The sequence below is a fragment of the uncultured Photobacterium sp. genome, from assembly GCF_947502415.1.
Taxonomy (GTDB): Bacteria; Pseudomonadota; Gammaproteobacteria; order Enterobacterales; family Vibrionaceae; genus Photobacterium.
Map to the genome: position 1 here is coordinate 1 of NZ_CANMZV010000013.1, position 23,033 is coordinate 23,033.

The window sequence follows — 23,033 nt, forward strand, 5'->3', positions numbered from 1 at the left end:
TGCCGACTTAGCTCAGTAGGTAGAGCAACTGACTTGTAATCAGTAGGTCACCAGTTCGACTCCGGTAGTCGGCACCACTCTTTGAAACCTCATCATATGATGAGGTTTTTTTTCGTCTGTAACTTTCCACATCTCACCGAATTTCATATTGGGTCACTATCAAGATATAGTTTACAATAATACCATTAAGCAGAATGCCACCAGTTTCAATGAGTCACCACACTTAAAGCTATGCTTGTGCTTGTGATTCATCCTGCAATAAATTGAAACGCGCAAACTGTGAAAAAAGAACCCTACAGGTGTCAAACGATAAAATAACAGGTTGCGCTGAATATAATGGCAAATATAAAACTATCAGTAGAGCGCTTAACCGAAGGTTTATACATTAAGCTCCCCTTGCAATGGACTGATCACCCTTTTCTACTGAACCATTTCAAGATCAAAGATCACCAACAGATTCGCCTAATTAAGAATCTCGGGGTTAAGTTTGTCTACCTTATCCCGGAAAAAAGCGATACCAATCCGCTGGCCCCTGAAACGCCAGTTGAAGCCCTGACTGAAGATGAAAGCCACTTTCTTAACCTGCAAACTGAAAAGCTATGGAAAGAGAAACAAGGCAGGATCACCCGACTCAAAAATTACAAACGCCAACTGCAACGCTGCGAAGAGAACTTCAGTCGTTCTATGTCTCAGCTGCGCTCTATCGTCGGCAAGATAAAGAGTCGTCCGGTAACGGCGATACAAGAAGCAGAAAGCCTGGTCGAAGAGATGGTTGATGCGCTGATGGAAGCCGACAGTGTCGCACTCCATCTAATGAACGATTCAAAAGAATCGGAAGATATCTACTTCCACTCATTAAATGTCGCGATCATGTCAATGATGCTGGCAAAGTCCAGCGGTAAATCTGCCGATGAAATCAAGTTAATCGCACTGGGAGCACTATTCCATGACATGGGCAAGCTCCAGGTACCAACGGCAATTACCCGCAAGACAACACCGCTGACAGAGCCGGAAGATAATTACCTGAAGATGCATACCAAATACAGTCTCGATTTGGCGAATCTGACGGAAAGCTTTCCCAATGCAGCAAAACCGATCCTGATCCAGCACCACGAACTGCTGGATGGCAGTGGTTACCCGAAACAACTCAAAGGTGAGCAAATTGATGATAATGCGCAGCTAGTCGCGGTGGTTAATGCCTATGACAACCTTTGCCACCCACTGGACCCAGCCAAAGCCCGAATTCCATATAGCGCTCTGTCTTACTTATTCAAAAACAAAAAAGAACAGTACAACAATGACTATCTGGCCTTGTTGATCCGCCTGATGGGCGTTTATCCGCCAGGCAGTGTCGTACAGCTTTCCAACCAGCAGCTCGGCTTAGTCATTTCAGTAAACTCAGAGAGCCTACTGTTCCCGAACGTTCTGCTATATGACCCATCGGTACCTTCCAACGAAGCACCGATCCTCGATCTCGAAGAAAGTGGCCTCAGGATTGAACAAGCAATCGCGCCGCACAAGCTGCCGGAGCAGGTTCACGACTACCTAAACCCTCGAGTCAGGATCTCGTTCTACTTCGATCCCGACGACTAAACAAAAAACCGCCCGGTCTTAACCGGGCGATTTTTTATCGAACCACTTTTATTTCCAACTGAACATGTCTTTTATCCAGCCTGCAGGCTTACTGCCATTACAACGTGAACGCAACACACCATCCTTGTCCCAGGCAGGCAGTGATTGCTTACCTGCGCAGTCCATCGTCAACGTTCCGTTTGCCAGGCGGTTATACTTCACAGTCGCCAGCTTTTTCGGCCACGTCAGGCGCAGCGGCTCTGGGTGACGACGTTCCAGGTAATTACTATAAAGACGCAACGCACCAGCAGATCCCGTCAGGTTAACCGGCTTATTATCATCACGCCCTACCCACACAGTAACAACCTCACGTCCGTCGACACCGACATACCAGCTATCTCTTGTCTTATCCGTTGTCCCGGTTTTACCGGCCAGCGCAGCCCAGCCAAACTTCGGCTGAAGGAAACGCGCGGTTCCCTGGCTGACAGCATTTTTCAAACCATAGGTTGTTAACCAAGCAGCTTGCTGTGGAACAACCTGCTTCGCCTTGGGATAACTCTGAAACAGCAAGCTCCCTTGCTGGTCAACAACAGCTCGCAGCGCGGTCAGTTCCGCCTTGCGTCCTCCGCTGGTTACCGTCTGGTACATCTGAGTGACTTCATAAGGCGTCAGGGTAAATGCCCCCAACAAGATGGATGGCAATTTAGGGATCTCATTCCTATTAACACCCAACTGCACCATAGTATTAATAACTTGTTCCAGCCCAACCTGCATACCTAAGTTAACCGTAGGCACATTCAGCGATTTCGCTAACGCATAATACAATGGCACCTCACCTCGGAACTTACGGTCATAGTTACGCGGCTTCCAGGCCGTTCCCCGGCTTCCTTTAAGTTCAATCGGCTTGTCGTCTACGGTCGTTGCCAGCGTAAACTGCTCAGGCTTGCGCAGGGCAGCCAGATAAACGGCTGGTTTCACCAGTGAGCCAATCTGCCGGCTTGCATCCAGCGCCCGATTAAAACCGGCATAACCCGGACGGCTACCGCCTATCATCGCCCGGATTTCACCGCTCTGGCGGTCTACGGCAACCAAAGCCGTCTCAACCTTGATTCTCGCTTTCTTATTCAGCTTCGGTACCATTGCCATTACCGCCTCTTCAGCTTTCTTCTGCGACAGCGGGTCTAAGGTACTGAACACCCTCAAGCCAACACCCGGGGTAAAGTTATCCCCCACTTTCTGCTTCAGTTCCCGCTGCAGCTGCTGGAAATATGCGGGCTGGCGGCTGGCAATCATTGGGCGACGCTGTACGTCCAGCGGACGGGAAGCCGCCTGCTCATACTGGGCACCATTCAGGATACCGTTATCCATCATCAGACGAAGGATCAGGTCACGGCGCTGCCGGGCACGCTCTGGATTACGCCAAGGATTGTAATAAGAAGGGCCTTTCGCCATCCCCACCAGCAAAGCCTGCTGGTCGATACGCAGCTCCTGCAGCGGTCGACCAAAGTACAGCCGGGCACCAAGAGCAAAACCATGCACCTCTTTACCGCCATCCTGCCCCAGGTATATCTCATTCAGGTAAGCTTCGAGGATCCGATCCTTGCTGTAACGATAATCAATGATCAGGGCAATATAGGCCTCGCTCAGCTTACGCAGCAGCGTACGCTCACGAGACAAGAAGATATTCTTGGCTAACTGCTGAGTCAGGGTACTACCGCCCTGCACTGTCCGGCCGGCTTTCAGGTTAACCAGCAAGGCTCGCACAATAGCCAGTGGGGAAACCCCTTCATGATGGTAAAAGTCGCGGTCCTCGGTTACCAACAAAGCATCGACCAGCACCTCAGGAAAACGTTCCCTTGGTAAGAATATCCGTTGTTCGCCTTCCTTCGTGCCCAGCATCCCCAGCATTTTCGGCTCGATACGCAAATAGCCAAGCTGACGCTGGCTACCCACTTCCTTGATACTCTTAAGCTCATTGTCGGCAAAGCTCAGCATCACATGGCGAGCGCCCTCATGGCCATCTTCAAACTCAAAAGGTCGACGGGTCAATTCAATGCGGGTCGAAGATGATGAATATTCACCAATACGCTGCGGCGTCCTGACTTTGTGATACTGAAGTAAGTCTAACTCCCTGCGAACCTCATCCAGCGTCATCGACTGATCCGGTTGCAAGTTCAAAACCCTGCCATACACCACCGCTGGCAGATTCCAGAGCTGACCGTCAAACTTGTCACGGACAACGTTATCCAGGTAAATACCGACCACTAGCAATACCGCAACGACCGCAATCGTCACCTTTAGCCCAAAGCCAAGCAACCACTTCAGCCAACCAGGCAGCCCCGAGGTCTTCTTCCTGGTATTTTCCTTTTTACCGCTACGGGCCGCTCGTTTCTTTGCCGGAGTCTTAGTCGAACTCTTACGCCGAGTGGCGGTAGGTTTCTTCTCTCCAGGCTTCTTAGTTGCACCTGGTTTCTTGGTTCCCGGCTTCTTGGGTGCAGGCGCGGCAAGGCGAACTGGCAACTTCATCATGTGCTTTTTCTTCATTCCCGAAATCAGCTCCCCGCCTCGGATAACTATCCTTTACAACAGGGAGCAATAACTGCTGGCCACTTCATCTAGAGCAAAGCTGCCACAATAGGTTACATGTACTTTTTGGTTTTTCGTGTCGGCGCATGACTGGCAGGATCATCCGGCCAAACATGTTTGGGATAACGCCCTTTCATCTCTTTCTGTACATCCCGGTATGAGCCTTGCCAGAAAGCAGCCAAATCCTGAGTGATTTGCAACGGACGCTGGGCCGGAGAAAGTAGCTCCAAGACCACCGCCACTTTACCATTAGCAATCTGAGGTGATGTTTTCTCGCCAAACATTTCCTGCATTCGAACCGCCAATACTGGCTTTTGCCCGGGCTGGTAACGAATAGGATAACGCGAACCGGTCGGCACCTGATAATGAGTCGGTAATGCCGCCTCCATGGCCTTAGCTTGCTCCCACCCTAGCCGCGCTTCCAGAGCCGAGACCAAATCAAGTTTATCAAGCGCTTTTAGAGTCTTCATCCCATGCATAAATGGCAGCAGCCATTGGTCAGCCTCGGCCAACAAGCTAGCTTCATCCATCGCTGGTAAATCAAGCTCAGGCAGCCATTCGGCAGCGCAACGAGCCCTGACTAACAAACTTTCTGCACTGCTATTCCACGGCAAAACGGTCAGCCCCTTACGGACAATAGCATTGAGTAGCGCTTCGCTGGCCTTAGCCGGATCAGGTTCACCCATTGGTGTTCGCAGTAAGATCAGCTGGCCACAACATAGATGATTTTCCGCGGTTAAACGCCCTTTTTTGTCATCCCAATCGAACCATTCCCGCTCGATAAATAACTGTGGCAGTAACGCCTGTAACTGCGCACTATCAGCAGCAATGGCTGAAAAAATCCGGCTGTCCCCCTGGCGGGTTTTCACCACATCGGCGACCACCAGCATTGCTTCATCAGCCATCGGCTCATCTGGCAACAGCATCGCTCCCTGACCATTTGCCAGCTGATAACGGCCGTCCCGACCTCGTGAAAGGGCTATTCGATCCGGGAAACCAGCCGCCATCAGCGGCGCAATCCACTCCGGCGCGACACGCAGCCCCGAAGACTTAATGTCGGTCAACTTAGCCAGATGTTGTTTAGCCCGCTGTTGATACTGTCTGCTACGCGGCAATTTGCCCGCTTCCAGCAAGTTAAGCTGAAAGTGCAGATCCGGGTTATTCATTCCGCGCGGCGGATCTTCCAGCAAGGCTACCAGCATAGCGGCTGTCGTCATTGCCGCCGCTCCCTGGTGCTTTGCCATCAGTAATATCGCAGCATGGCGCGGTTCAGCGCCAAGCTGCTGAATTTGCTTGCCCTTATCTGTCAACTGGTAGCGTGAGTCCATCGCCCCCAGACTTTGCAATAAACGGCGCGACTGAGTCAGCGCCTGGACTGGGGGCAGATCCAGCCAGCGTAACTCACTGGCTTCACTACAGCCCCATTGCGCCAACTCCATTGCCAGGCTGGTCAGATCCGCCCGCAGAATTTCTGGCTGCGGAGTTGCAGGCTGCCTTGATAGCATCTCCTCACTATAAAGACGCAAGCATATCCCCGGCTCCAAACGTCCGGCACGACCAGCACGTTGCTCAGCTGATGATCGAGCAATACGGACAGATTCCAGCCGACTGATCCCGGTTTTCGGATCCCACACTGATACCCGTTCCAGACCACAATCCACCACCATCCGGATCCCTTCAATAGTCAAACTGGTCTCGGCAATATTCGTCGCAAGCACCACTTTACGCTTACCTTTCGGGGCTGGAGTTATTGCCTGTTGCTGCTGACCGGTACTGAGCTGCCCGTATAAAGGACAAACCAGCACATCTGAGCCAGCTCTTTCTTCCAATAACTCAGCCAACCGACGGATTTCTCCGGCACCTGGCAAAAACACCAGCATCGAACCTGACTCGGCATTAAGCAAATTCACTACTTCACGGGCAGTACTGTCGACCAGTTGCTGGCTATCTGCCACAGTTTTGTAGCGATGCTCAACCGGATAACAACGACCTTCAGATTCAATGTATCCCGCCTCCGGCATCAAGGTTGTCAGCGCTTCGGCATCCAGAGTAGCCGACATCACCAACAATTTAAGATCATCACGCAGCGCTTCCTGCACTTCCAAAGCCAGCGCCAGCGCAGTATCTGCATGGATACTGCGCTCATGGAATTCATCAAAAATCAGCAGCCCTATACCTTCAAGTTCTGGATCCTGCTGCAACATGCGGGTCATAACACCTTCAGTGACAATTTCAAGCCGGGTAGCAGCACTGACCCGGGTTTCGCCACGAACCCGCAGGCCAACCGTCTGTCCGACAGATTCTCCAAGCTGGGATGCCAGATAACCGGCAATGTTTCGTGCAGCCAAACGACGCGGCTCCAACATCACAATTCGCCCACCGATACCACCTTGCTGCAAAATAGCCAACGGCAACCGGGTCGACTTACCCGCCCCGGGCGGTGCCTTCAAAATAAGCTGGGAACAAAACTGAAGCTGCTCAAGCAGCGGAGTGAGAACGGCATCAATAGGCAGCTGTGACAATGTGAAAACCTTGTGTCATATTCAAATTAAGCTGAAAGATATTGTACAAGAAAGTGATATACCAAACCGAACATTTATCCGGTCAATATGCAATCATTGCCACACTATCAATTTTAGATACTTATCAACTAGGTCGACTTATGATGAATAAGAATAGCGAACGCCTCTTCTTTGCCCTAGCCCTAGATTCCCCGGCGGAAAACAAGCAAGCATTTCGCCAGCTATGCCATTTTTCCAGCCAGTTGCCAGAAGGGGGACACCGGGTACCCAACAGCAACCTACACCTCACCCTGGCTTTCCTCGGACAGGTAAACCCGGAACAAAAAACTCAGCTGTCCGCACTAGCCAAGCAAATTGTCATTCCGCCATTTTCACTCAGTTGCTCAACTTTCCGTTACTGGAAGCGCAGTAAAATACTCTGGCTCGGCAGCGAAAACGTACCAGAGCCCCTGTATCGGCTGGCTTCAGAGCTAAAACAAGCCGCACTCCAGGTAGGGCTGACTCAGGATGAACGTGACTATGCTCCCCACATAACCCTGAAAAAACAGGTACCACGCCGCCCAGAACCGATGCCAGATAGCCCCATATTTACCTTTCACTTTCAACACTTTGGCTTGTATATTTCTCAACCATGCCAGACAACATATGGTTCGGGCGTCGAATACCGCTGCCTTCAACAGTGGCCCCTCGCCCGCACCTAGCTCCAATAAGATAACCTAACAATCAGGACACGGAATGAAATTTGACCCACCGTTACAGGCTGCTACATTGATTAAACGCTACAAGCGCTTCCTTGCCGATATCAAGCTTCCTAACGGCGAGGTTAAAACGATTCATTGTGCCAATACCGGCGCAATGACGGGCTGTGCCGAGCCAGGCTGCACAGTCTGGTACTCCACTTCGGATAACCCGAAACGAAAGTACCCCAATAGTTGGGAGCTAACTCAGACAAAAAAAGGGCACTGGATTTGTGTAAATACCGCCCAGGCCAACCGCCTGGTCGAAGAAGCAATTAACAAGAAAGCCATCACAGAACTGCAAGGCTATTCATCACTTAAAACAGAAGTAAAGTATGGTAGTGAAAACAGCAGGATAGACATCCTACTAACCGATAATGACAAGCCACCATGCTACATTGAAGTAAAGAGCGTCACCCTGCTGGAGAATAAGCAAGGCTTTTTCCCCGATGCAGTCACAACCCGGGGCCAGAAGCATCTTCGGGAGCTGATGGAAGTGGCGCAACGCGGAGACAGGGCCGTACTTTTTTTCGCTATTTTGCATTCAGGGATTGAAAATTTATTCGCGGCGCACCATATAGACCCGGACTATCATAAGTTGATTAAACAAGCAGAAAAGGCCGGTGTAGAGATCATCTGTTACAAAGCGGTATTGGATCAGAACGAACTCTACTTGGATAACTGTATAGAATTCCGCCAAACTTCGTGAAAAATGATGCTTTCTTCACATTGGTATACAATAGGATATATGCAGCAATTGCCTCCAATTATCCTTTCTGCTATAGATTACCGCCCAAATTTAACCAGTGACGGTTATTAGGTATATTAGGAGATGCTATATGCCAGAGAGCAAAGGTAAAAAATCGCTAGGCATCCTGGCTATTGCTGGGGTCGAGCCGTATCAGGAAAAAGCTGGCGAAGAGTATATGGGAGAAGCGCAACTAGAGCACTTCCGTAAGATTCTTGACGCATGGCGCAATCAGCTTCGCGAAGAAGTTGACCGTACTGTAAACCACATGCAAGATGAAGCAGCCAACTTCCCAGATCCCGTTGACCGCGCAGCACAGGAAGAAGAGTTCAGCCTAGAACTGCGTAACCGTGACCGTGAGCGTAAACTGATCAAGAAGATTGAAAAAACGCTTCAGCGCATCGAAGACGATGACTTTGGCTTTTGTGACTCTTGCGGTATCGAGATCGGTATCCGCCGTCTTGAAGCTCGCCCAACAGCCGAACTGTGTATTGACTGTAAAACACTTGCAGAGATCAAAGAAAAGCAGATGGCTGGCTAATACTGCGGTATTATTGCCAACCACCAGTTATAAGGGGGAGCGGATGCTCCCTCTTTCATTTTTGCTGATTTGTTTATGAGTACAGAAAACCATTATATCGGACGCTTTGCCCCTTCCCCGTCAGGCCCATTGCATTTTGGCTCCCTGATCGCGGCACTGGGCAGCTACCTCCAGGCCAGATCGCAACAAGGATCCTGGCTGGTCCGCATGGAAGATCTGGATCCGCCGCGGGAAATGCCCGGCGCCGCCGATGATATCCTGCGCACCCTGGAAGCTTACGGCCTGAAGTGGGATGGTACTGTCATGTACCAAAGCCAACGCCACGATGCCTATCTGGCCCAAATTAATGACTGGCTACGTAACCAAGAGGCTTACTACTGCCAGTGTACCCGTAAGCAAATCAAACTTGCCGGCGGTTATTACCCGGGAACCTGCCGAGAACTGAACCAACATGCCACCAATAGCGCTGTTCGGCTAAAAGTTACTACGCCTGTTACCCATTTTTACGATAAACTCCATGGCCAGATTGAAATCCCCGGGCCCCTAGCCCGTGAAGATTTCATCATTCACCGCCGCGATGGGCTCTTTGCCTACAACTTGGCTGTCGTGCTCGATGATATAGAGCAAGGCATTACCGAGATCGTACGTGGAGCCGATCTGATAGAACCTACCGGTCGGCAAATTAGCCTTTATCGCCTGTTGCAACACCCGGAAGTCAGCTACCTGCATTTACCGCTAGCTGTTACCGACAATGGCAGCAAGCTGTCGAAGCAAAACCATGCGCCAGCTATCGACAAGGCTAACCCTAAGCCAGCCTTGCTCCAAGCAATGACGTTTCTCGGGATGAACCCGCCAGCCGACCTGATGGCCTGCAGCCTGGACGATATCCTGAAATGGGGAGCCCAACACTGGCATGTTGACCAGCTGCCCAAGACGACAGCGATCACACTAGCATTCTAAAATTGCTTGCCGTGATATATGATATGCGGCTGTTTGTTGAACCCGATCCATAAAAATGAGGTGTATTATCTTTAATCGAGTAGCCAGCTTTTGCCGTAAGGTATTGAATCGCGACAGTAGTACTCCCGCTAACGAGGAGCAAGCTTTGCAAGTTTTTCAACGCCAAGAGCACGGCATTTCACGTAAAGATATCAGCGAAAATGCGCTGAAGGTACTTTATCGCCTCAATAAGGCCGGTTATGACGCCTACCTTGTCGGTGGCGGTGTTCGTGACCTGTTACTAAACAAACAACCAAAAGATTTTGATATCGCCACCAATGCAACGCCGGAAGAAATCAAGAAGCTATTTCGCAATTGCCGCCTGATCGGCCGTCGCTTCCGCCTGGCGCATATCCTGTTTGGCCGTGATGTAATTGAAGTGGCAACGTTCCGCGGCCATCACGCCGATGCCAAACCAAATATTAGCAACAAACAGCAAATTTCGGCTCAAAGCCAAGAAGGCATGCTATTGCGTGACAACGTCTACGGCACCATCGAGGAAGATGCCGAACGCCGTGACTTCACGATCAATGCCCTTTACTACAGCATCAAAGACTTTACCGTCAGCGACTATGCTAATGGCGTCCATGACCTGGAAAACCGCATTGTCCGCCTGATGGGCGATCCGGAAACCCGCTACCGAGAAGATCCAGTACGGATGCTGCGTGCCGTGCGCTTTGCCGCCAAGCTGGACATGGATATTGAAGCCAATACCGCAGCGCCAATGCACCAGCTATCAACGCTCCTACAGGATATTCCTGCAGCTCGACTGTTCGAAGAGAGCCTGAAGCTGCTCCAATCGGGTAATGGCCAGGCAACCTACAAGCTGATGCGTGAACACAATCTGTTCCAGCAACTGTTCCCGCTACTGTCCGAGCACTTTACCGAAGAGCAAGACAGCCAGACTGAGCAGATGATTGAACATATCCTGGTAGCCACAGACAAGCGCATCGTCGAAGAAAAACGCGTTAACCCGGCCTTTATGTTTGCCGCAATGCTGTGGTACCCAATGGTGACCCGTGCTGAGGAAATCTCGATCACCAGTGGCCTGTCATACTATGACGCCTTCATGGTTGCTTCTAACGATATCCTGGACGAGCAGGTGAAGACGATTGCGATCCCTCGCCGTTTCACTACGACTATCCGCGATATCTGGCAACAGCAAATGCGCTTTAGCCGTCGCACCGGTAAACGTGCCTTCAAAATGCTCGAGCACCCGAAATTCCGTGCAGCCTACGACTTTCTTGAAATGCGCGGCCACTTCGAAGGCGGCGACATTACCGAACTGGCAAGCTGGTGGCGTGAGTTCCAGTCTGCCGACCGCAACAAACGCAGCAAAATGGTCCAGCAGATCAACGAAGGTAACGGAGGCCAGCGCCGCCCACGCCGTCGTCGTCCTCAGCGCCGTAAGAAACCGCAAGCGAAATCATCATCATGATCCGAGCTTATATTGCAATTGGCAGCAACCTGGGTGATCCCGTCACCCAGGCCCGCAATGCGATTGCGGCACTGAAAAAAGTGCCGGGCATCGACGTCGTCGCCGAATCATCCCTGTACAGCAGTACCCCTATGGGGCCACAGGACCAACCCGACTACATCAATGCTGTTGTTGCAATCGATACCACCCTGTCGCCACTTGCTTTGCTCGATCAAACCCAGACTATCGAACTGGAGCATGGCCGGGTTCGCAAAGCCGAACGCTGGGGCCCTAGGACCCTGGATCTCGACATCATCCTGTATGGCGACCTGGTACAAGACTGTGAGCGGCTGACCGTTCCGCACTACGGCATGAAAGTGCGCGAATTCGTACTTTACCCGCTGGCAGAAATTGCCCCTGATTTAATCCTGCCAGATCAGACAGCACTTAAGAGCTTACTGATCCAGGTAGATCGCAATAGCCTGACAGTCTGGGATTCATAAGGCATTGTTTTAGGGAGAAAAGATTATGAAAAAAATTACTATCAACGACCTGATGAAATGGAAGCAGGAAGGTCGTAAATTTGCATCTGTTACCGCTTACGATGCGAGCTTTGCCCAGTTATTCGAACAACAGGAAGTCCCGGTTATGCTGGTCGGTGACTCACTGGGCATGGTATTACAAGGCAAACCTGATACCCTGCCAGTCAGCGTTCAGGACATCGCCTATCACACCCGCTGCGTTCGCGCCGGTAGCCCGAATTCGCTTCTGATGGCCGACATGCCGTTCATGAGCTATAGCACCCCGGAACAGGCCTGTGAAAATGCCGCCGAACTAATGCGCGCCGGAGCCAACATGGTTAAGTTGGAGGGCGGAGCATGGCTGGCCGAAACAGTTTCCAAGCTGGCAGAGCGTGCCGTCCCTGTATGCGCCCACTTGGGCCTGACACCGCAGTCAGTCAATATTTTTGGTGGCTACAAAGTTCAAGGACGTGACTCTGACCACGCTGAACAGATGGTAAAAGATGCTATCCTGTTGAAAAATGCAGGCGCACAAATCATTTTGCTTGAATGTGTACCGGCCCGTCTGGCTGAACGCATTACTAAAGCTGTCGAAGTACCTGTGATTGGTATCGGTGCCGGTAACGCGACCGACGGCCAAATCCTGGTGATGCATGACATGTTCGGTATCTCCGCCAACTATATACCACGCTTCTCAAAGAACTACCTGGCAGAAACCGGTGAGATGCGTGCGGCTGTCACCAAATACCTAGAAGATGTCGAGGCCGGGACTTTCCCGGGCCCAGAGCATACCTTTGAGTAAGGAATTAAAGATGCAAACATTCGCTGAGATTGCCCCAATCCGGGAGCAAGTACGATCCTGGCGCCGTGAAGGCCGCCGTATCGCCTTTGTTCCAACAATGGGCAACCTGCATGAAGGTCACCTTACACTGGTTCGCAAAGCCCGCGAGCAGGCTGATATTGTTGTTGTCAGTATCTTTGTCAATCCAATGCAATTCGACAAAGCTGATGACCTGACCAACTATCCGCGTACCCTTGAGGATGATCTGGCCAAACTAAATGCCGAAGCGGTTGATCTCGTCTTTACACCGACACCAGAAGTGATGTACCCGAAAGGTCTGGATCGCCAGACTTATGTCGAGGTTCCAAGCCTGTCCACTATGCTGGAAGGAGCGCTTCGTCCTAACCACTTCCGTGGTGTGTCGACCGTAGTAACTAAGCTGTTCAATATTGTCCAGCCGGATGTTGCCTGCTTCGGTGAGAAAGACTACCAGCAGCTGGCCCTGATCCGCCAGATGGTCAGCGATATGGCGATGGATATCGAAATCATCGGCGTACCGACCGTACGTGAGATGGACGGCCTGGCAATGAGCTCTCGCAATGGCCTGCTGACTGTTGATGAGCGTCAGCGTGCGCCGGTTCTGGCCCGCTCCATGCGCTGGATCAGCAGCCAGATGCGCGGCGGCCGTACCGATTACGCCGAAATCGTGGTCGATGCCAGCGATCAGCTGCGTGCCGCAGGCCTGCAACCGGATGAAATTTATATCCGTGATGCCGTGACCCTGCAGCTGGTTGGCGAAGAAAGCCAGCAAGCTGTGATCCTGATGTCTGCCTACCTGGGCAAAGCACGACTGATTGACAACCAGATTGTCGATCTAACACCGCCAGCCCCGGCAGAGCCTTCAGCTGAATCGTAGCCGAAAGCAAAGTAGCAAATAAAAAATCCCAGCTCGTGAGCTGGGATTTTTTATGTCTAACGTCCATCAATTCACTAAGAACGCAAACCAATACCGCGGGAAATGAGGTAATACACAAAACTATACAGCGCAATAGTAAACATACCCAGCACTGCAAATGACGTCCCAATTCCCACATCCGACACGCCGAGGAAACCATAGCGGAACGCATTGACCATATAGACGATCGGATTAAGTTTGGATACCCCCTGCCAGAACTCCGGCAACAGGCTCAGCGAATAGAAAACGCCTCCCAGGTAAGTCAGCGGGGTCAGCACAAAGGTTGGGATAATACTAATGTCATCAAACGTCTTGGCATAAACCGCATTAATCAGCCCACCGAGTGAGAATACGACCGATGTCATCAGTACCGTCGCCACGACCACCCCGAAATGGGCAACCTGCAGATCAACAAACAGCAACGAGACAACAGAAACAATAAAGCCCACGCCGAGGCCACGTAGTACACCACCTCCAACATAACCGGCAATAATCACATAGTTAGGCACCGGCGCTACCAGCAGCTCCTCGATATTATGCTGGAACTTAGCACTGAAAAATGATGAGGCAACATTGGAGTAGGAGTTGGTGATCACTGACATCATGATCAGGCCGGGCACAATGTACTCCATATAAGTAAAACCACCCATCTCACCGATCCGGCTACCGATAAGACTACCGAAGATAATGAAATATAGAGTCATAGTGATCGCCGGCGGTACCATTGTCTGTACCCAGATCCGGGCAAAGCGATTGATCTCTTTAATGATCAGACTTTTAAAAGCGATCCAGTACTGTCGCTTCATGCTTGCTCTCCTTTGCTCTGTGCCACCAGGGTAACAAACAGCTCTTCCAAGCGATTGGCTTTATTACGCATCGACTTCACCTCAATCCCTTGCTGAGTCAGCTGCGAGAAAACCTCGTTGAGGCTTTCACCCTTTGAAATACTGACTTCTAAGGTATGGTTATCCGGCAACTTCCATTCAATCCCGCTCAGCTCAGGCTTATTACCGTGCAAGCTCACATCCAGAATGAAGGTTTCTGCTTCCAGCTTACCCAGCAGCGTCTTCATGCTGGTATTTTCAATCAGTACGCCCTGGTTGATGATACCGATATTACGGCACAGCATTTCAGCCTCTTCCAGGTAGTGGGTAGTCAGAATGATAGTCACGCCCTGACGATTAATCTCACGCAGGAAATCCCACATCGAGCGACGCAGTTCAATATCAACCCCCGCCGTCGGCTCATCAAGGATCAATAGCCTTGGCTCATGCATCAGTGCACGGGCAATCATCAGACGACGTTTCATCCCGCCTGACAGATTACGGGCCCGCTCGTTACGCTTTTCCCATAAATCCAGCTGGCTTAAGTACTTCTTAGCCCGCTCCTTTGCCAAAGGTCGTTCGACACCGTAATAACCCGCCTGGTTAATCACAATCTGCTCGACCGTCTCAAACTGATTAAAGTTAAACTCCTGCGGCACCAAACCGAGCTGATTTTTGGCATCAACCTTCTGGGTATCCAGATCGTAGCCGAACACGTTTACTGTTCCCGACGTCTTATTAACTAACGAGCTGATGATCCCGATGGTGGTGGACTTACCCGCTCCATTCGGTCCGAGCAAAGCAAAAAAGTCCCCTTCCTCGACATTCAGGCTGATATTTTTTAAGGCCTGAACACCACCTTTATAAATTTTACTTACACTTTTTATTTCCAATGCGTTCATAAAATGCAATCTTTATGTTAGAAATTTTCTTCATCCGGACAACTAATCCGATTTGCTATCTAGCCAGCTTGTGTATAGTGGAGCTAGTTTTCATAACTATCAATCCCAGCTAATTCAGGCCTGATAGTTATGTGAATTGGAAAAACCCATCAGAAAACGTATTAAGCATTATCACTGCGATTTGTTGTAATTTAAGAACAAAGATAATGACTGCTGTACGGCAGTGCCTGATTAGGAAAGAAATTGAATATTTGTTTCCCCAAGTACTTTGCCTCAGCGGCATATTGTCTCGCAAATATAGGCATATACTTTTACCGATTGGTATAAGAATGTATCAAAGAAAGGCATCATCATGGCAGATATTAAGCAGCTATTCGCAAATAACCTCTCTTGGTCAGAGAATATTAAGGAAGAAAATCCAGAGTTCTTTTCTCATCTTGAAAAAGGCCAGCGCCCTGAATACTTATGGATTGGCTGTTCCGACAGCCGGGTTCCTGCAGAACGTTTAACCGGCCTGGACTCCGGTGAGCTATTCGTCCACCGCAATGTTGCCAACCAAGTCATTCACACCGACCTAAATTGCCTCTCAGTCGTACAGTACGCCGTCGACGTCCTAAAGGTAAGGCATATCATTGTCTGCGGTCACTACGGCTGTGGTGGCGTTACAGCGGCGATAGATAACCCTAAACTTGGCCTGATCAACAACTGGTTGCTCCACATCCGCGATCTTTACCTGAAATATCGCCCGGAGCTCAACACTCTGCCACGAGAGAAATGGAGCGACAAACTGTGTGAGATCAACGTTGCTACCCAGGTCTATAATCTGGGTAACTCCACCATCATGCAGCAGGCATGGGAACGTGGCCAGAAAATCAAAATTCACGGCTGGATCTACGGTATCGGCGACGGTGTACTTCGAGACCTGGGTGTGGCAGCTACCAGCAGTGAAGGCCTGGAAGAGGCCTACCAGAAAGCCATGGTTTCAATCCTACCAACCGTCGGGTAAGCTTTCCTCCCCCAACCACCATAGGCGGTGGTTTTAGAATGACAATAAAAAAGCGACCCTCACGGTCGCTTTTTCTAAATCTGACACCTTCCGACTAAGATATTAGCCTTTCTGAGGTATATTAGTCTTCCTGCGGTACAACTTTGCCGATGAATGGCAGGTGACGGTATTTCTGGGCATAGTCGATACCTACGCCAACAACGAATTCGTCAGGGATTTCAAAACCAATCCATGCAACGTCAACCTTAACTTCACGACGCTCCGGCTTATCAAGCAGCGTACAAATTCGGATTGAGTTAGGCTCGCGCAGCGACAGGATTTCACAAACTTTGTTCAGAGTGTTCCCGGTATCAATGATATCTTCCACCAGCAGGACATCTTTACCTTTAATGTCATCATCCAGATCTTTCAGGATGCGAACATCACGGTTACTTTCCATGGTATTGCCATAACTTGATGCAGTCATGAAGTCGACTTCATGAGGAAGCTCAATAGCACGCGCCAAATCGGCCATAAACACGAAAGAACCACGTAGTAGGCCAACCATCACAAGATTCTCAGAATCTTTGTAACACTCAGTGATCTGCTGTCCTAGCTCTTTTACCCGTGCCTGAACATCCTGCTCAGAAATCATTACTTCAATTGTATGCTTCATCTTTTTCTCCATCAGAACGACCCAACCAGCCGCCTGCAGGCTATCAATCTCAACGGAATTCTATTCTAACACTCATTACCAATAGATAGTTATTTTATCGATACTGTCAACTATATGATACAGCTTGAATAAAAACCAGTTTGAACGCAATCTGTTGCTATTGTAAAGTTATGAGGAAGAATCAGCATATAACGTTTATAAATAGTTAGGGCTAGGGAAATAAGCGAAATGGATACGATCGTAAAAAAAACCAGAACACGCCTTTCACCAGAAAAAAGAAAACAACAATTACTTGATTTTGCATTGGATGTTTTTGCCCGTCGAGGCATCGGCCGAGCAGGACATGCGGACATTGCCGAGATGGCTAATGTGTCCGTGGCAACTGTATTCAACTACTTCCCGACAAGGGAAGCTCTCGTCGAACAAGTGCTAGCACAAGTTGAAAACCGCTTCAGCACCATGCTAACGACCTGTTTAGGTGCTCCAGGCAAACCGTTGCTGCTTCGCCTGAATTGCATTAGTCACAACCTGATTGATGGAGTTATCGAGCAACAGGACTGGCTAAAGGTATGGTTCGAGTGGAGTACCTCAGTACGAGACGAAATCTGGCCACAGTTTACCAATGAAAACCGCAAGAGCCTTCAGTGCCTGACAGACATGTTTACCGAAGGCTTGGAAAAACAGGAGCTTACCACCCAACAATCACCTGAGAAACTGGCTTGGCAACTGTATGGTATTTGCTACGTTCTTTACCTGCAGACCAACCTTAACCCAGATCAGGAAAAGATGCGAGAGCTGGCTGATGGTTACATTACAGCCCTACTTGGCGAATAATAACCCGGCTCAACCTCTCAATCCTCCAAATAAGGCCAGCGTCATGCTGGCCTTAGATTTGTAACTAATACTACTCAGATTATTTTGGTATAAATACATACCACATCAACATGCCGTCGCAAACACAACCGGGTCATGAGGCTCAACCTCCACGGCAACCTTATCTCCGGCCTGCAAGATCAGATGCGAATTAACAACCAATTTATGCCCTTGGTAATCAACGGTATAACGGCAGCTATCTCCCATAAACAACTGCTCGGTAATCACCCCCAATCCGCCCAGATCTGGCTTAACCTTCAGGTTCTGTGGTCGAAGCAACCAATCCACATTCGTTTCCGTTCCATATGGCCACTCCGCTTTCAAATCCAGCTCACCAAACGGGGTGAATAACTGATTATCATTTTTTACGGTAGCCGGCAGATAAGAGCCTATACCAAGAAATTCGGCCACAAAACGGCTACTCGGCCGATAATACAGATCTGTCGCACAGCCGAACTGCTCAATCACCCCGTTGTTCATCACCGCCAGGCGATCAGCAAAGGCAAACGCCTCCTCGCGGCTATGGGTTACAAAAATCGCTGTTACCCCCTGCGCCTTAAATATCCGACGGATCTCTTTAATCAAACCGTGGCGTACCTGAGTATCAATATTTGAAAATGGCTCATCCAGCAAAATTAAATCAGGCTCACAAGCCAGCGCACGGGCTATCGCAACCCGTTGCTGCTGGCCACCAGAAAGCTGGTGAGGGTAGCGTTTATCCAGTCCGATCAGATGAACCAGTTCCAGCATCTCCTGCACTTTTGTCCGGGTACGGGACTCATCCCAGTCACGCAGACCAAATGCAATATTCTCGGCAACCGTCAGGTGCGGGAACAATGCATAATCCTGAAATATCATCCCGATATTACGCTTCTCAGGCGGTAACCAAGTGTGCTGGTCGGCAATCACCCTGCCATTAATATTAATATCGCCACTCTCCAGCGGCAGCAGGCCTGCAATCGCTTTCAGCAAGGTCGTTTTGCCACAGCCACTAGCCCCCAACAGACAGACGATCTCATTATCTTTGACCGGCAGTGATAGGTTCTGTAATACCGCCTGCCCATTGTACTTACATGTCAGGTTTTGAACGGATAATGCATGACTCATCAGTGTTTCTGCTCCAAAGAACGGTTAACCATCACCAAAGGGATCAGGCCAACAAAGACCAAGATAATCGCCGGAAGAGCCGCAAGCTCCAGCTGCTCATCAGAGGCAAAGTTAAAAACATAGGTCGCCAATGTTTCGAAGTTAAATGGCCGTAACAGCAAAGCAGCGTTAAGCTCTTTCATCGATTCAATAAACACCAGCAGGCCGGCAATCAGGCATCCTCGGCGAATCAGTGGAAGATGCACCCGACGCAGCATCTGGGTAGAAGCGTAACCCATGGTTTTCGACGCCATATCAAGCGACGGTGGAACCTTGGCTAGGCTACTTTCAATACTACCGATAGCAACAGCAGCAAACCGGACAACAAATGCGAAAATAATCGCAATCATCGTGCCGGAGAAAAACAGCCCCGGACGGCCAAGACCAAAACTAATCGCAAAATCATTTAACAAGTGATCGGCACTGGTCAGCGGGATCATCACTCCAATCGCTAATACGGTTCCCGGAACGGCATAACCCAATGATGAAATACGGATCGGCACCAGGGTCGATTTACCGCCATCAAGGCGACGGTAAAAATTCACAGTCAGTGCCAGTATCACGGCCAAAACTGCTGCCACCATAGATACCAACAGGCTGTTTAAGCTGTATTGCTGGAACTCAGGCGTCCAGCTTTCCCAGAAATAATGCCAGGCATAATAACCCAACTGCAGCAACGGCAAGGCGAAGGCAAAACCTACCAGCCCCCAGCACCAGAGACAGGCCAGCCATTTTTTCACACCCGTCAGGGCATAGCGAATATCATCACCGCGCTCAAATTCCTGCTGAAACAATTTCTGCTTGCGGCGACTAAAACGCTCAGCACTGATCAACAGGAAAATCACCATCAGCATGATCGCCGAGATTTTGGCTGCAGCATTAAGGTTAGAATAACCGAGCCAGGTATCATAGACCGCCGTCGTAAGCGTGTTCACCGCAAAGTAACTGACTGTCCCGAAATCCCCCAGCGCCTCCATGGCCACCAGCGAAAGGCCAACCGCAATAGACGGGCGGGCCAGCGGCAGCGATATCCGGCGGAAGCTATCCCATGGGGTGCAACGCAGAAGTCGAGCAGACTGAAGCAAACTGACACTCTGCTCCATAAAGGCGGCGCGCGCCAACAAATAGATATAAGGATAGAGCACCAAAGCCAGTACCAGACAGGCCCCGCCTAAGGTACGGATATCCGGGAACCAGTAATCAGAAACACTTTGCCAGCCAAAAAAATCACGCAGAAAAATCTGGATCGGGCCAGCGTAGTCAAACCAGTCGGTGTAAATATAACCAATTATATAGCCGGGCATGGCCAGAGGCAGGACAAGCGCCCATTGCAGGACCTTTTCCCCGGGGATCCGGCACATCGCCATGAGCCAGGCAGCAGGCAAACCAAAGAGCAGGGCCAACAGCATAGTCCCAACAACCAGCCAGAACGTATTGCTGGTATAAACAGCCATCACCGTGCCCATCAAGTGAGAGAAGACCTCGTCCGACTCTCCCATTGCGGTATAGAAAATGGCCAGAATAGGCAAAACCAGCAGCAAGGAGAATCCCCAGCCACTGGTTCGCCAGCATATATATTTTTCTTTCATTGCTTACTACTTAGTACCTTTTGCAATAAATTCATGGCATCACTACTCTTGCCTGCACAGCGGTTATCTCACCACTTTCTCCGCCAGCAGAGCAGTTAAGCTCCCACTAGTTATTGGAAAAGATACTAAGATCTCAACAAATAAATGGGGCATAACACCCCATTTCTTGTAAGAACTTACAGATCAAACTTCACTTCATCCAGTAGCTTGATTGCTGTGCTGTGGTACTGTGCCACTTTCTCCAGCGACAGTTTATCTGCCTGGAAATCTCCCCACGATGCGACAAGTTCAGAGCGCTTCACGCCATCTTTAACGGGGTACTCATAATTCACTTCAGCATACATCTGCTGCGCTTTATCACCGGTCAAAAATTCCATCAGCTTCTGTGCGTTATCTTTATTTGGCGCATATTTGGCCATAGCCATACCACTAACGTTAACGTGGGTACCGTCGGCTTTCTGGCCTGGGAAGTTAATATAAACCGCTTCAGCCCAAGACTTCTGCTTCTCATCATTAACCATTTTGCCCAAGTAGTAGCTGTTACCGATAGCCAAATCACACAAGCCTTCCTTCACAGCTTTAACCTGCGCACGGTCATTACCCTGAGGCTTGCGTGCCAGGTTAGCCTTCACACCTTCCAGCCATGTCTTGGCTTCGGCTTCACCGTGGTTGGCAACCATCGAAGAAACCAATGACACATTGTAAGGGTGCTTGCCCGAACGAGTACAAATCTTGCCTTTCCATTCCGGCTTAGCAAGATCCGCATAATCAAAGTTCGCCGGTAGGCGACCTACTCGATCACGGGACGAATAAACATTGCGGGAACGCAGTGTCAGTGCAAACCACTCATCTGCACTATCACGGAACTGAGCCGGCACATTCTTATCAATTTTTTTGCTATCAACTGACTGCACAAGCTCTTTCTCTGCCAGCTCCACCAAACGGCTGATGTCCGTCGTCAGGATCACGTCTGCTGGGCTGTATTGGCCTTCCTGCTGTAACTTCTCTGCCAAACCTTTCTTCGCAAACTTCACGTTTACCTTAATACCGGTTTCTTTAGTGAACTCATTGAACATAGGCTCAACTAAGAAAGGCTGACGGTAGGAGTAAACATTGACTTCTTCAGCAGCAGTCGCCACTTGAGGAGCCGCCAAACCAACCAAAATTGCTGATGCCAACAGCTTTTTCATTTATTCATCCCTTAATGCAAAATGTAATGAGAATGTTTATCAATATCGAATAATTATACTTTAGCACTTTTGGAAAACAATGCTCTCTTACATTTGAAAACAAAAAAAACGCCGCCTATTGGCAGCGTTTTTAAAAGTTGTGATCTAAATATATGTTACAAGTTTCGTAACACAACATTAACCAATGAACCACCATTCATATCGCAAATGTTAACTGGCTGAATTTTATCCACTGATTATTTCACACTGACAAATTCAGGATAAGCATCAATACCACAGTCATGCAGATCCATACCCGCCAGTTCTTCTTCTTCCGTCACTCGGATACCCACGGTGTATTTCAATATTGCCCATACAGCCAGGCTCATACCAAATACCCAGCCAAAGATAACCACTGCGCCCAACAGCTGAACTGCAAATGTTGCATCCACATTGCTGAACGGTACGACCATCAAGCCAAAGAAACCACAAGTACCGTGTACCGAAATCGCACCAACCGGGTCATCTATCTTCACTTTATCCAGGCCAACGATACTGAAGACAACCAAGGCACCGGCAATCACACCAATAATGACGGCAGCCATCGGTGACGGAGACAATGGATCCGCTGTAATAGCTACCAACCCAGCCAAGGCACCGTTAAGGATCATCGTTAAATCAGCCTTACCCCACGTCGTCTTACAGACTGCCAGAGCTGTAATCGCACCGGCCGCAGCGGCAGCATTCGTATTCAGGAAGATCTGGCCGACGGCTGTGGCATTCTCAAAATCCGACACCATCAGCTGCGAACCACCGTTAAAGCCGAACCAACCGAACCATAAAATAAAAGTCCCGAGAGTTGCCAGCGGCATGTTCGAACCAGGAATTGGGTAAATCGCACCATTCTTACCATATTTTCCCTTACGAGCCCCCAGCAACAAAACCCCGGCCAAGGCCGCTGCAGCACCAGCCATATGAACGATGCCTGAGCCAGCAAAGTCACTGAAACCAGCTTCAGACAGGAAACCACCGCCCCAAGTCCAGTACCCTTCCATCGGATAGATAAAGGCCGTCAAAATGACTGAGAAAATGAGGAACGACCATAACTTCATTCGCTCGGCTACTGCGCCGGAGACTACCGACATTGCCGTCGCCACAAACACAACCTGGAAGAAGAAATCCGACTCCAGAGAATGATCCGCCCCTTCAGCCTGAGTACCAATCAGAGCGCCAAATGACGGCAGCCAACCGCCTTCACCATTATCAACATACATGATGTTGTAACCAACAATCAGGTACATGGTGCAGGCAATGGCATAAAGGCACACATTTTTGGTCAGGATTTCAGTGGTATTCTTCGAGCGCACCAGGCCGGCTTCCAGCATGGCAAACCCCGCCGCCATCCACATAACCAAAGCCCCGGACATCAGAAAGAAGAATGTATCGAGCGCATAACGTAACTCAGTTACCGTTGTTGATAGTTCCATAGT

20 protein-coding genes and 1 tRNA gene are annotated in these 23,033 nt (G+C 49.8%); 12 read left to right on the top strand and 9 right to left on the bottom strand.

The genetic code is table 11. The features are described 5' to 3' along the window. Nucleotide 1 precedes the first annotated feature (1 nt). A tRNA-Thr gene (locus tag Q0852_RS14280) sits at nt 2-77 on the top strand. A 259-nt stretch (nt 78-336) separates the two neighbouring features. Next, a complete protein-coding gene (locus tag Q0852_RS14285; RefSeq protein WP_299019040.1) occupies nt 337-1,593 on the top strand; it encodes an HD-GYP domain-containing protein in 1,257 nt (418 codons plus the stop codon). A gap of 48 nt (nt 1,594-1,641) precedes the next feature. Here Q0852_RS14285 and mrcB read toward each other — a convergent pair whose 3' ends face one another. Both mrcB and hrpB read right to left on the bottom strand, forming a co-directional pair. Beyond that, nucleotides 1,642-4,101, bottom strand: a complete 2,460-nt coding sequence (gene mrcB / locus Q0852_RS14290) for a penicillin-binding protein 1B (protein ID WP_299019042.1) — start codon at nt 4,099-4,101, stop codon at nt 1,642-1,644. A 110-nt stretch (nt 4,102-4,211) separates the two neighbouring features. Then, entirely contained in the window at nt 4,212-6,680 is a 2,469-nt protein-coding gene (gene hrpB, locus Q0852_RS14295) for an ATP-dependent helicase HrpB (RefSeq protein ID WP_299019044.1), read from the bottom strand. A 140-nt stretch (nt 6,681-6,820) separates the two neighbouring features. Here hrpB and thpR point away from each other — a divergent pair, with 140 nt between their 5' ends. The 8 genes from thpR (at nt 6,821) to panC (ending at nt 13,340) form a co-directional block, all read left to right on the top strand. After that, the gene (thpR, locus tag Q0852_RS14300) at nt 6,821-7,381 is read left to right on the top strand and encodes an RNA 2',3'-cyclic phosphodiesterase (RefSeq protein WP_299019046.1); all 561 of its coding nucleotides are present in this window, start codon (nt 6,821-6,823) and stop codon (nt 7,379-7,381) included. 34 nt (nt 7,382-7,415) lie between these two features. After that, on the top strand, nt 7,416-8,126 hold the full coding sequence (sfsA, locus tag Q0852_RS14305) for a DNA/RNA nuclease SfsA (RefSeq protein ID WP_299019047.1): 711 nt from the start codon (nt 7,416-7,418) through the stop codon (nt 8,124-8,126). 130 nt (nt 8,127-8,256) lie between these two features. Then, complete coding sequence (gene dksA / locus Q0852_RS14310) at nt 8,257-8,706, top strand: RNA polymerase-binding protein DksA (protein ID WP_299019049.1); 450 nt, start codon at nt 8,257-8,259, stop codon at nt 8,704-8,706. Between the two features lie 75 nt (nt 8,707-8,781). Next, entirely contained in the window at nt 8,782-9,666 is an 885-nt protein-coding gene (gene gluQRS / locus Q0852_RS14315) for a tRNA glutamyl-Q(34) synthetase GluQRS (RefSeq protein ID WP_299019051.1), read from the top strand. Between the two features lie 55 nt (nt 9,667-9,721). Further along, the gene (gene pcnB, locus Q0852_RS14320) at nt 9,722-11,143 is read left to right on the top strand and encodes a polynucleotide adenylyltransferase PcnB (protein WP_299019053.1); all 1,422 of its coding nucleotides are present in this window, start codon (nt 9,722-9,724) and stop codon (nt 11,141-11,143) included. After that, on the top strand, nt 11,140-11,625 hold the full coding sequence (gene folK / locus Q0852_RS14325; RefSeq protein ID WP_299019055.1) for a 2-amino-4-hydroxy-6-hydroxymethyldihydropteridine diphosphokinase: 486 nt from the start codon (nt 11,140-11,142) through the stop codon (nt 11,623-11,625). Before pcnB ends, folK begins: the two co-directional genes overlap by 4 nt. Before the next feature lie 25 nt (nt 11,626-11,650). Next, nucleotides 11,651-12,445: a 3-methyl-2-oxobutanoate hydroxymethyltransferase gene (panB, locus tag Q0852_RS14330; RefSeq protein WP_299019057.1), complete on the top strand. Its 795-nt coding sequence runs from the start codon at nt 11,651-11,653 to the stop codon at nt 12,443-12,445. A 10-nt stretch (nt 12,446-12,455) separates the two neighbouring features. After that, nucleotides 12,456-13,340 carry a pantoate--beta-alanine ligase gene (gene panC / locus Q0852_RS14335; RefSeq protein ID WP_299019058.1) on the top strand — a complete coding sequence of 295 codons (885 nt, stop codon included), beginning with the start codon at nt 12,456-12,458 and terminating at the stop codon, nt 13,338-13,340. A gap of 74 nt (nt 13,341-13,414) precedes the next feature. Here panC and Q0852_RS14340 read toward each other — a convergent pair whose 3' ends face one another. Beyond that, nucleotides 13,415-14,185: an ABC transporter permease gene (locus Q0852_RS14340; RefSeq protein ID WP_299019060.1), complete on the bottom strand. Its 771-nt coding sequence runs from the start codon at nt 14,183-14,185 to the stop codon at nt 13,415-13,417. Then, a complete protein-coding gene (locus tag Q0852_RS14345) occupies nt 14,182-15,105 on the bottom strand; it encodes an ABC transporter ATP-binding protein (protein WP_299019061.1) in 924 nt (307 codons plus the stop codon). The genes Q0852_RS14340 and Q0852_RS14345 overlap by 4 nt, the downstream gene beginning before the upstream one ends. A gap of 352 nt (nt 15,106-15,457) precedes the next feature. Here Q0852_RS14345 and can point away from each other — a divergent pair, with 352 nt between their 5' ends. Next, complete coding sequence (can, locus tag Q0852_RS14350) at nt 15,458-16,111, top strand: carbonate dehydratase (protein WP_299019063.1); 654 nt, start codon at nt 15,458-15,460, stop codon at nt 16,109-16,111. Nucleotides 16,112-16,232: 121 nt separating this feature from the next. On the opposite strand, the gene hpt is transcribed toward can, so the two are convergent. After that, nucleotides 16,233-16,766, bottom strand: coding sequence for a hypoxanthine phosphoribosyltransferase (gene hpt / locus Q0852_RS14355; protein WP_299019065.1), 534 nt, complete (start codon nt 16,764-16,766; stop codon nt 16,233-16,235). A 228-nt stretch (nt 16,767-16,994) separates the two neighbouring features. On the opposite strand from hpt, the gene Q0852_RS14360 reads away from it, so the two are divergent. After that, nucleotides 16,995-17,600, top strand: a complete 606-nt coding sequence (locus Q0852_RS14360; protein WP_299019067.1) for a TetR/AcrR family transcriptional regulator — start codon at nt 16,995-16,997, stop codon at nt 17,598-17,600. Between the two features lie 105 nt (nt 17,601-17,705). Here the strand turns inward: Q0852_RS14360 and Q0852_RS14365 are convergent, their stop codons facing one another. The 4 genes from Q0852_RS14365 to Q0852_RS14380 form a co-directional block, all read right to left on the bottom strand. Further along, nucleotides 17,706-18,746 carry an ABC transporter ATP-binding protein gene (locus Q0852_RS14365; protein ID WP_299019069.1) on the bottom strand — a complete coding sequence of 347 codons (1,041 nt, stop codon included), beginning with the start codon at nt 18,744-18,746 and terminating at the stop codon, nt 17,706-17,708. Next, on the bottom strand, nt 18,746-20,374 hold the full coding sequence (locus tag Q0852_RS14370) for an iron ABC transporter permease (protein ID WP_299019071.1): 1,629 nt from the start codon (nt 20,372-20,374) through the stop codon (nt 18,746-18,748). The genes Q0852_RS14365 and Q0852_RS14370 overlap by 1 nt, the downstream gene beginning before the upstream one ends. 176 nt (nt 20,375-20,550) lie before the next feature. Then, nucleotides 20,551-21,564 carry a Fe(3+) ABC transporter substrate-binding protein gene (locus Q0852_RS14375; protein ID WP_299019073.1) on the bottom strand — a complete coding sequence of 338 codons (1,014 nt, stop codon included), beginning with the start codon at nt 21,562-21,564 and terminating at the stop codon, nt 20,551-20,553. 236 nt (nt 21,565-21,800) lie between these two features. Beyond that, the gene (locus tag Q0852_RS14380; protein ID WP_299019075.1) at nt 21,801-23,030 is read right to left on the bottom strand and encodes an ammonium transporter; all 1,230 of its coding nucleotides are present in this window, start codon (nt 23,028-23,030) and stop codon (nt 21,801-21,803) included. Nucleotides 23,031-23,033: the final 3 nt, after the last annotated feature.